This window comes from Streptomyces sp. NPDC046915, from assembly GCF_040644935.1.
Classification (GTDB): domain Bacteria; phylum Actinomycetota; class Actinomycetes; order Streptomycetales; family Streptomycetaceae; genus Streptomyces.
Window position 1 is genome coordinate 92065 of sequence record NZ_JBEYXB010000027.1, and the last position, 9078, is coordinate 101142.

General features: G+C 70.6%; 9 protein-coding genes. 5 read left to right on the forward strand and 4 right to left on the reverse strand.

All coding sequences use genetic code 11. The annotated features are described in order from the left end of the window. Positions 1-36: 36 nt before the first annotated feature. The 3 genes from ABZ915_RS42410 to ABZ915_RS42420 are packed head-to-tail and all read right to left on the reverse strand — an operon-like array spanning position 37 to position 2732. Entirely contained in the window at positions 37-543 is a 507-nt protein-coding gene (locus tag ABZ915_RS42410; RefSeq protein ID WP_361814720.1) for a GNAT family N-acetyltransferase, read from the reverse strand. Between the two features lie 42 nt (positions 544-585). Further along, positions 586-1194: a DUF1349 domain-containing protein gene (locus ABZ915_RS42415; protein ID WP_361814723.1), complete on the reverse strand. Its 609-nt coding sequence runs from the start codon at positions 1192-1194 to the stop codon at positions 586-588. An 8-nt stretch (positions 1195-1202) separates the two neighbouring features. Continuing rightward, complete coding sequence (locus ABZ915_RS42420; RefSeq protein ID WP_361814725.1) at positions 1203-2732, reverse strand: aldehyde dehydrogenase (NADP(+)); 1530 nt, start codon at positions 2730-2732, stop codon at positions 1203-1205. Between the two features lie 139 nt (positions 2733-2871). Between ABZ915_RS42420 and ABZ915_RS42425 the strand changes: the two genes are divergently transcribed. The 3 genes from ABZ915_RS42425 (at position 2872) to ABZ915_RS42435 (ending at position 5658) form a co-directional block, all read left to right on the forward strand. Continuing rightward, positions 2872-3645, forward strand: coding sequence for an IclR family transcriptional regulator (locus tag ABZ915_RS42425; protein WP_361814728.1), 774 nt, complete (start codon positions 2872-2874; stop codon positions 3643-3645). 2 nt (positions 3646-3647) lie between these two features. Next, entirely contained in the window at positions 3648-4118 is a 471-nt protein-coding gene (locus ABZ915_RS42430; protein WP_361814731.1) for a GNAT family N-acetyltransferase, read from the forward strand. A gap of 82 nt (positions 4119-4200) precedes the next feature. Continuing rightward, entirely contained in the window at positions 4201-5658 is a 1458-nt protein-coding gene (locus ABZ915_RS42435; RefSeq protein WP_361814752.1) for a penicillin-binding transpeptidase domain-containing protein, read from the forward strand. Positions 5659-5682: 24 nt separating this feature from the next. Here ABZ915_RS42435 and ABZ915_RS42440 read toward each other — a convergent pair whose 3' ends face one another. Beyond that, positions 5683-7134: an NCS2 family permease gene (locus ABZ915_RS42440; RefSeq protein WP_361814734.1), complete on the reverse strand. Its 1452-nt coding sequence runs from the start codon at positions 7132-7134 to the stop codon at positions 5683-5685. Between the two features lie 231 nt (positions 7135-7365). Between ABZ915_RS42440 and ABZ915_RS42445 the strand changes: the two genes are divergently transcribed. Both ABZ915_RS42445 and ABZ915_RS42450 read left to right on the forward strand, forming a co-directional pair. Continuing rightward, positions 7366-7929 (forward strand): SigE family RNA polymerase sigma factor, encoded by a 564-nt coding sequence (locus ABZ915_RS42445; protein WP_361814737.1) that lies wholly within the window; start codon positions 7366-7368, stop codon positions 7927-7929. Further along, positions 7926-8786, forward strand: coding sequence for a hypothetical protein (locus tag ABZ915_RS42450; protein WP_361814740.1), 861 nt, complete (start codon positions 7926-7928; stop codon positions 8784-8786). Before ABZ915_RS42445 ends, ABZ915_RS42450 begins: the two co-directional genes overlap by 4 nt. Positions 8787-9078: the final 292 nt, after the last annotated feature.

Below are 9078 nucleotides of genomic sequence, written 5' to 3' on the forward strand. Positions count from 1 at the left end.
TCTCCACCCGGTACATGAACGTTCAAGCAGCGTGTTTCATTCCCCCGGCCGCACCGCGTACCGCAGGAACAGGTGGTGGTCGCCCTCGGCGGGCGGGTTCTCCGGGTCCGGGACCCAGCCCTGGCGGGCGTAGAAGGCCTGGGCCCGGGCGTTGTCCACGTGCACGTCGAGGACCGCGCTCCGCCTGCCGTCGGCCTGCCACTGCTCGACGCAGGCGGTGTGCAGGGCCGCGCCGACGCCCGTACGCCAGTGGCCGGGGTCGACGTGGAACTGGAACAGCTTGACGGTCCGGGGCGTGTCCTGCGGGGTGCGGAAGGAGGCGATGCCCACCAGGCGCCCGTCCCGCACCGCGCACAGCACCTGGCCGTCGGGCCGCCCGATGGCCTCACGCCACCGGGCCGCCCAGTCGAAGCCGTCCTCCGGCAGGCCGTCCGGGTAGTACGTCGACCTGGCCCGGACGTGCAGCTCGGCGACGGCCTCGGCCTCCGCGGGCAGTACGGTCCTGATCACCAGGGAGCCGGTGTTCCGGTGTGCTTCGATCATGCAGCGGAGGACGTGCCCGGGGCGAGAGCGGTTCCGGACCGCTCAGCTTCCGTCCCGCAGGTCGTCCGGCCAGCCGTCCCGGAACTCGATGTGGTCGTACGTCACCACGCAGCCCTCCCCCATCGGCGACTGGGTCATGAAGCCGATGAGCGCGGCGCCGGTCTCCTTCTCCTCGCCCAGCGTGAAGAGCCGGACGAAGGTCCAGCGCTCGCCGTCCCGGGAGGCGTGGAAGGCGAAGGCCCGGCCGGTGCGGCTGATCCGCAGCCAGACGGAACTGCCGTCCACGGTGAAGGAGTTGGCGTCGTCGGAGTGTCCCCGGGTGACCACCGTGCAGACGGTGGGCACGTCCGGGGAGTACTCCAGGCACAGCTTGGCCCAGGCCCGCTCACCGACGTGGACGTAGAGCACCCCCGCGTCGAAGGCGGCGGCGAACCCGACGGTGACGCGCGCGATCAGCTGGAAGTCGCCCTCGGGCGCGCCCAGCAGCCGGGGCGCGTCGGAGGCGGGCTCCAACGCCTCCCCGGTGGGCGGCACGAACCGGTCCTGCCGGGGCCCGGCCCACCCGGTGAGCACGCCGTCCTCGTAGGACCAGTTGCCGTCGGGGCCGTAGGTGCGCAGGGCGAAGGGAAGTTCGGGAAGTTCCACGTCCATGCCGGCTGTTACCGCTCCAGAGCGCCGTTGAACCGCCGGGGCAGCCCCAGCGGGTTGTCGTCCCGCAGTTCCTTCGGCAGCAGCGCCTCGGGGGCGTTCTGGTAGGTGACCGGCCGCAGCCAGCGTTCGATCGCCGTACCGCCCACGGAGGTCGAGGTGGAGGTGGTGGCCGGGTACGGGCCCCCGTGGTGCTGGGCGGGGGCGACCGCCACACCCGTCGGCCAGCCGTTGACCAGCACGCGTCCGGCCAGCGGCGTCAGCTCGGCCAGGAGTTCCGCGCCCCGGCCCTCGCCCGCCGCCTCCTCCTCCGACAGGTGGACCGTCGCGGTGAGGTTGCCGGGCAGCCGGGACAGGACCGCCGTGGCCTCGCCCTCGTCGTCGTACCGGACGACCACCGTGACCGGCCCGAAGCACTCCTCCAGGAGCAGGTCGTACGCGCCCTCCTCGGCCAGCTTGCTCGCCGGTACCGTCAGGAAGCCCGCGCTGACCGTGTGCTCGCCGCCCGCGCCGGGGGTCACCGGGGACTCCACGTCGGGGAGTTCGGCACGCTCGGCGACCCCGGCGAGGAAGTTGTCCCGCATGCGGTGGTCGAGGAGGACGCCGGCGTCGGTGTCGCTGACGGCGTCGGTGAGCGACTTGACCAGGCCGTCACCCGCCGCGCCGGACGGCACCAGGACCAGGCCCGGCTTGACGCAGAACTGGCCGACGCCGAGGGTCATCGACCCGGCGAGACCGGCGCCGATGGCATCCGCCCGCTCGGCGGCGGCGGCCTCGGTGACGACGACGGGGTTGAGCGAGCCCAGCTCGCCGTGGAAGGGGATCGGGACCGGCCGGGCGGCCGCCGCGTCGAAGAGGGCGCGTCCGCCCCGGACGGAACCGGTGAACCCGGCGGCGGCGACCAGCGGGTGCTTGATCAGCTCGACACCCGCCTCGAAGCCGTGGACCAGGCCGACCACGCCCTCGGGGACGCCGTGCTCGGCGGCGGCCCGGCGCAGCACCTTGGCGACCAGTTCGGACAGGGCCGGGTGGTCGGGGTGCGACTTGACGACGACCGGGCAGCCGGCGGCCAGCGCGCTGGCGGTGTCGCCGCCGGCGACCGAGAAGGCGAAGGGGAAGTTGGACGCCGAGTAGACGGCGACGACGCCCAGGGGCACCTTGTAGCGGCGCAGGTCCGGGATCGGCGGGGTGGCGGTGTCGTCGGGGTGGTTGACGATGACGTCGAGGAAGGCGCCCTCGTCGACGATGTCCGCGAAGGCCCGCAGCTGGTAGCAGGTGCGGGCGAGTTCGCCGGTCAGCCGGACCGGGCCGAGGGCGGTCTCCGCGTCGGCGGTCTCGACCAGCCAGTCCTTGGCCGCCTGAAGGCCGTCGGCGGCGGCGCGCAGGAACGCGGAGCGGACCGTGCGGTCGGCGAGGGCGCCGCGCGCGGCCTGCGCCGCCTTCACCACGGCGTCGACCTCTTCGGCTGTGGCCTCCACCGCAACCTGTTCACGCTGCTTCCCGGTGCGCGGGTCGACACTCCAGACTGGTGCTGCTGCCACCGCGGGTCCCTCCATGTAGTGCCGCAGTATGTACGCCATCGACCAGGGACGTTCGATATACTGAACACCGTCTCTGATGATGAATATGCTGTTGGAGACTATATCTTCAGGTCCTCGTCGAACGAAGGGGTCAACGGCGATGTCGGCAGGCGAGACAGGCGGCGGGGCGCAGGTCAAGTCCGCGGTGCGGACCGTGGAATTGCTCGAGTACTTCGCCGGCCGGCCCGGTATGCACTCCCTCGCGGCGGTCCAGGAGGCCGTCGGGTACCCCAAGTCCAGCCTCTACATGCTGCTCCGCACGCTGGTGGAGCTGGGCTGGGTGGAGACGGACGCGACGGGTACGCGGTACGGCATCGGGGTGCGGGCGCTGCTCGTCGGCACCTCGTACATCGACGGCGACGAGGTGGTCGCGGCGGCCCGGCCGACGCTGGACCGGCTCTCCGACGACACCACGGAGACCATCCACCTGGCCCGCCTGGACGGCACGAACGTGGTGTACCTGGCCACCCGCCAGTCGCAGCACTACCTGCGGCCCTTCACCCGGGTCGGCCGTCGGCTGCCCGCGCACTCGACCTCGCTGGGCAAGGCGCTGCTGGCCACCCACACCGACGAGCAGGTGCGCAAGCTGCTGCCGGAGACGCTGCCCGCGCTGACCGAGCACACGATCACCGACCGGGAGAAGCTCATCGAGGAGCTGCGCCAGGTCCGGGAGCAGGGCTTCGCCGTCGACCGCGAGGAGAACACGCTGGGCCTGCGCTGCTTCGGCGTGGCGATCCCCTACCGCACCCCCGCCCGCGACGCGATCAGCTGCTCGGTGCCGGTGGCCCGGCTGACCCCCGCCCACGAGCAGATGATCAAGGACGCCCTGTTCGACGCCCGTGACCGGCTGGCCCTCGCCACCCGGAGGCTGTGACCATGGAAGTCGTGCTCCGCGAGGTCCACGACAGCGATCTGCCGGTGTTCTACCGGCACACGAACGACCCCGAGGCGGTGTGGATGGCCGCCTTCACCCCCGAGGACCCGGCCGACCGCGACGCCTTCGACGCGCACTGGAGGAAGATCCGCTCCTCGGCCGGCGTCACCGCGCGCACCGTCCTGGCGGACGGGGACGTGGTGGGGAGCGCGGCGGTGTACGGACAGCCGGGCTCCCGCGAGGTGACGTACTGGATCGATCGCGCGTACTGGGGGCGCGGCCTGGCCACGGCCGCCCTGCGGGGACTGCTCGCCGAGGTGCCGGAACGCCCGCTGTACGCGCGTGCGGCGGCGGACAACGCCGGGTCGCTCAGGGTGCTGCACAAGTGCGGGTTCCGGGAGAGCGCACGGGCCCGGGGATACGCGAACGCCCGCGGTGCGGAGATCGAGGAGGTCGTGCTGCTGCTCTCATGAAGGCTTTCGCTCTCATGAAAGCCCGATGAGAAACCCGGCGGAGCGGAACGACTGCCGCATCCCGCTCGTCCTCATGACCGGGATGAACAAGACGATCAGGCGGGCGTCCGTCTTCACTCTGCTGCTCGTGCTCACCCTGCTGCTCAGGGCGACATGGGTGCAGTTCTACGACGGCAAGGCCCTCGCGGACGACAAGAACAACCGGCGCAACGTCATCGGGACGTACGCGGACCCGCTCGGGAACATCATCGTGGCGGGCGAGTCGATCACCGGCTCGGCGCGTACGAAGGGCGGCGACCTCGCGTACAAGCGCACGTACAAGGACGGCAGGCTGTACGCGGCGGTGACGGGCTACGCCTCACAGGCGTACGCACCGACCCAGCTCGAAGGCATCTACCAGGACCTGCTCAACGGCACGGACAACCAGCTCAAGACCGTCATGGACACCGTCACCGGCAAGCGCGCCGAGCCGGGCGACGTGATCACCACGATCGACCCGGACGTGCAGAAGGCGGCGTACGACGCGCTCGGCGACAACAAGGGCGCCGCCGTCGCGATCGACCCGAAGACCGGCAAGATCCTCGCGGTGGTGTCCACACCGTCGTACGACCCGTCCACTCTGACCGACGCCAACACCGCGGGGACGGCCTGGAAGAAGCTCAACGCCGATCCGGACAAGCCGCTGACCAACCGTGCGCTGCGCCAGCCGCTGCCGCCGGGCTCGACGTTCAAGCTGGTCGTCGCGGCGGCCGCGCTGGAGGACGGGCTGTACAAGGACGTGGACGAGCACACCGCCAGCCCGGACCCGTACACCCTGCCGGGCACCACCCGGCCCCTCTCCAACGAGAACCCTTCCGCGCCCTGCAAGAACGCCCCGATACGCGTCGCCCTCCAGTACTCCTGCAACAACGTCTTCGGGAAGATGGCCGTCGACCTCGGCCAGGACAAGGTGAGGGCGATGGCCGAGAAGTTCGGCTTCGACGACGAGCAGCTCGACGTGCCGGTGCGGGCGTACGCCAGCGTGTTTCCCTCGGACATGGACGAGGCACAGACGGGACTGTCCGGCATCGGCCAGTTCGACGTCACCGCCACGCCCCTTCAGATGGCCATGGTGTCGGCGACGATAGCCAACGGCGGCAAGCTGGTCTCGCCGCACATGGTCTCGCGGATCACCGACGGCGGCGGCGACGTACTGAAGGACTACGACGACGACGCGGGCAGCAAGGAGATCATCAGCTCCTCGACCGCCGAGCAGCTCCAGTCGGCGATGCGGACGGTGGTCGAGGACGGCACCGGTACGAACGCGAAGATCTCCGGCGTGACCGTGGGCGGCAAGACCGGCACCGCCCAGCACGGCGAGAACAACAGCAAGACGCCGTACGCCTGGTTCACCTCGTTCGGCAAGTCCGACTCGAGCGGCAAGGAGGTCGCCGTCGCGGTGATGGTGGAGCAGTCGGACGCGGCCCGCTCCGAGGTGAGCGGCAACGGACTGGCGGCGCCGGTGGCCAAGGCGGTAATGCGGGCCGCGTTGCGGAGTTGACGCGCTGCTCCACTCCTTGGCGCGCTACTTCACGCCCAGGATCTGCTCCACCGGGTCGATCGCGAAGTACACCAGGAACAGCGCTGACACCCCCCACAGCAGCCAGTTGACCTCCTTCGCCTTGCCCAGCACCGACTTGATGACGACATAGGCCAGGAAGCCGGCGCCGATGCCGTCGGTGATGGAGTAGGTGAACGGCATCGCGGCGATGGTGAGGAAGGCCGGGACGGCGATCTCGTACCTGTCCCAGTCGATGTGCTTGACGTGGGTCATCATCAGGAAGCCGACCGCGATCAGGGCCGGTGCGGCGGCCTGGAGCGGGACGATGGTGAGCAGCGGGGTGAGGAAGAGCGCGAGGCCGAAGAGGCCGCCGGTGACCAGGTTGGCGAAGCCGGTGCGGGCGCCCTCGCCGACACCGGCCGCGGACTCGATGTAGGCGGTGTTGGAGGAGGCGGAGCCGATTCCGCCGGCGACGGCGGCGGCGCCGTCGATGAACAGGACGCGGCCGATGCCGGGCACCTGGCCCTTCTCGTCGAGGAGTCCGGCCTCCGCGCTGATGCCGACGATGGTGCCCATGGCGTCGAAGAAGTCGGACAGGATCAGGGTGAAGACCAGCAGCACGGCGGTGAGCACCCCGGCCTTGGCGAAGCCGCCGAACAGGCTGAAGTGACCGACGAGTCCGAAGTCGGGGGCGGCCACGATCTTGTCGGGGATCTTCGGGGTGGTCAGGCCCCAGCTCTTGATGTCGGCGACGGCGTCGATGACGATCGCGACGACCGTCATGCTGACGATGCTGATCAGGATGGCGCCCTTCACCTTGCGGGCGAGCAGCGCGATGGTGAGCAGTACGCCGAGACAGAACACCAGGACCGGCCAGCCGGTGAGCCGGCCGACGGCGCCCAGCTGTACCGGCACCGTGGTGTTCGCGGCGTCGGGGATGCGGCTGACGAACCCGGCGTCGACGAAGCCGATGAAGGCGATGAACAGGCCGATGCCCACACCGATGGCCTGCTTGAGCTGCTGCGGGATGGCGTTCATGATCGCCTCGCGGAGCCCGGTGAGCACCAGGACGCAGATCAGGATGCCCTCGAGGACGACGAGTCCCATCGCGTCGGCCCAGCTCATCAGCGGGGCGAGCTGGAACGCGACGACGGCGTTGAGGCCGAGTCCGGCGGCGATGGCGAGCGGGAGGTTGCCGCCGACGCCCATGATGATCGTCATCACACAGGCCACCAGGGCGGTGGCGGTGACCAGTTGGCCGGTGTCGAGCGTGTGGCCGAACTTGTCCTTGGCACTGCCCAGGATGATCGGATTCAGGACAAGGATGTAGGCCATCGTGAAGAAGGTGGCCAGGCCGCCGCGTATCTCCCGGCCGAACGTCGATCCGCGTTCGGAGATTCTGAAGTACCGGTCGACACCGTGGGCAGCGGGTGGCGCGGCAGTCGGCCGGTCGGCCGCCTTCTGCGTCTCGGACATGGTGTTGCTCCTTGTCGCCTCATGATCGGTCTGCGGATGCTGGCTGGATTGTTCCCGCGTTGAACCGGTTTCAGGTTTTCTCCGTGTTACGGAATCAGGCGTCGACCCGTCACACGGCGTTCGAGACCCTGTACAAACCGAGCGGTTGACCGCTGCTACGCTTCCGGATCTCGTCCCGGCCACCCCGGACGAACACATGTCATTCACATGACACGCACAGAGAGGTCGCCCGTGGGCACAGTCGTCGACGACGCCGCCTCCGTGGAGTTCCATGCCTTCTTCGAACGGCACTACGCCGAACTCTCCCGTCTCGCCCACCTCCTGACCGGCGAGGCGGACGCCGCCGACGACCTGGCCGCGGACGCGCTGCTCGCGCTGTGGCACCGCTGGGACCGGGTGCGCGCGGCCGACCACCCGGTGGCCTACGCCCGGGGTGTCGTCGCCAACCTGGCCCGTACCCGCATCCGCAGCGCGGTGCGCGAGCGCCGCCGGATCTCGCTGTTCTGGTCGCGCGAGGAGAAGACCGAGAACCCCGACGTGGCCGGCGTGGTGGACGTGCAGGAGGCGCTGCGCAGGCTGCCGTTCCGCAAGCGGGCGTGCGTGGTGCTGCGGCACGCGTTCGACCTGTCGGAGAAGGACACCGCGCTGGCCCTGGGGGTGTCGGTGGGTACGGTTAAGAGCCAGACGTCGAAGGGAATGGCCGAACTACAGCGGTTGCTCGGCACCGAGCGCGCTCCGCAGAAGGTGCACGCGGCGATGGCGCGCGGCGGCGAGACCGGAGGTGGGACCCGATGAGGCAGCAGGACGTGCACGACGAGCTGCGCGCCCGGCTGCACGAGGCGGCCGAGGCGCACGAACCGGACCGCGCCCGCATCCTGGCCCGTATCGAGCGGGGCATGGCCGCCCAGGGCCGCTCCGACCACCGGGCGACGCGCCCGCCGGCGTTCGGCTGGTTCCGGGTGGTGAGTGCCACGGCCGCGGTGGCCGGTGTCCTCGCGGTCGGCGGGTACGCGGTGGCTTCCGCGGTGAAGAACGACGACACCCCGGGCCGGCAGACGGTCGCGGTCTCGCCGACACCCACGCCGTCGCCGGACGCGACGGTGCGGCCGCCGGTCCACTCGGCGGCCCCGACGACCGGCTCCGGCGGCGCCACGCACCCCTCCCGCCAGGCCGGTCCGTCCCCCACCTCGACGTCCCCGAAGGCCTCGGCCACCCCGAAGGCACCGGCCGCCGGGGGTACGCAGGACGGCCCGCTGTGGTCGGACGGCTCGGTCGACCCGCACAGCAACGACTTCTGGGCGCAGAGCAACATCACCCTGAAGACGTCGAAGCAGCTGACCGCGCTGACCGTGCAGTTGAAGGTGGCGCAGACGGGCGGCGTGTCGACGGCGGGCGCCTGGCGGTCCCTGCCGGAGACCGACTTCACCCAGACCGTCGAGGAGAAGAACGGCTTCCTGGTCTACACCTGGGTGCTCAAGGAGGGCCGCACGGTCCCCGCGGGCGAGTGGGTCTTCGCCGGGCAGTACAACCACGAGCGCGGCGGCCGGGACGCGAGGGACGACGCCTACGGCATCACGGGCGCCGCAGGCGCCGCCCGGTACGCGGTGAAGGGCGACTTCGCGGCGCACGACAGCAGTGCGGGCGACTCCTAGCGGCTCGCTCACCACGGGTTCCTGTCGCGGAAACAACCATGTGTTCGTTTTCAGCGTCAGTACAAGTGTCGGCCTGAGCCCCCCTCGGCCGAACGGCCGGTCCGAGCCCCCCTCGACCGGCCACGAGGACGCCCCGCCGGTGACGACCGGCGGGGCGTTCCGCTGTGCCCGTTTCCGTGCCCTGCGGGCCAGTGCCCCGGCACTAGGGTCCGTCTTCAAACGGATCTTGCCCAGAGCAGGAATGACGCGAGACTGACCGCTGCTTCGTAGGAGGTGGCGGTCTTGTCGTATC

Bases quoted from the DNA above. Each gene is read 5' to 3' on its own strand.
- ABZ915_RS42410 (WP_361814720.1), bottom strand. From the start codon at position 543: ATGATCGAAGCACACCGGAACACCGGCTCCCTGGTGATCAGGACCGTA.
- ABZ915_RS42415 (WP_361814723.1), bottom strand. From the start codon at position 1,194: ATGGACGTGGAACTTCCCGAACTTCCCTTCGCCCTGCGCACCTACGGC.
- ABZ915_RS42425 (WP_361814728.1), top strand. From the start codon at position 2,872: ATGTCGGCAGGCGAGACAGGCGGCGGGGCGCAGGTCAAGTCCGCGGTG.
- ABZ915_RS42430 (WP_361814731.1), top strand. From the start codon at position 3,648: ATGGAAGTCGTGCTCCGCGAGGTCCACGACAGCGATCTGCCGGTGTTC.
- ABZ915_RS42435 (WP_361814752.1), top strand. From the start codon at position 4,201: ATGAACAAGACGATCAGGCGGGCGTCCGTCTTCACTCTGCTGCTCGTG.
- ABZ915_RS42440 (WP_361814734.1), bottom strand. From the start codon at position 7,134: ATGTCCGAGACGCAGAAGGCGGCCGACCGGCCGACTGCCGCGCCACCC.
- ABZ915_RS42450 (WP_361814740.1), top strand. From the start codon at position 7,926: ATGAGGCAGCAGGACGTGCACGACGAGCTGCGCGCCCGGCTGCACGAG.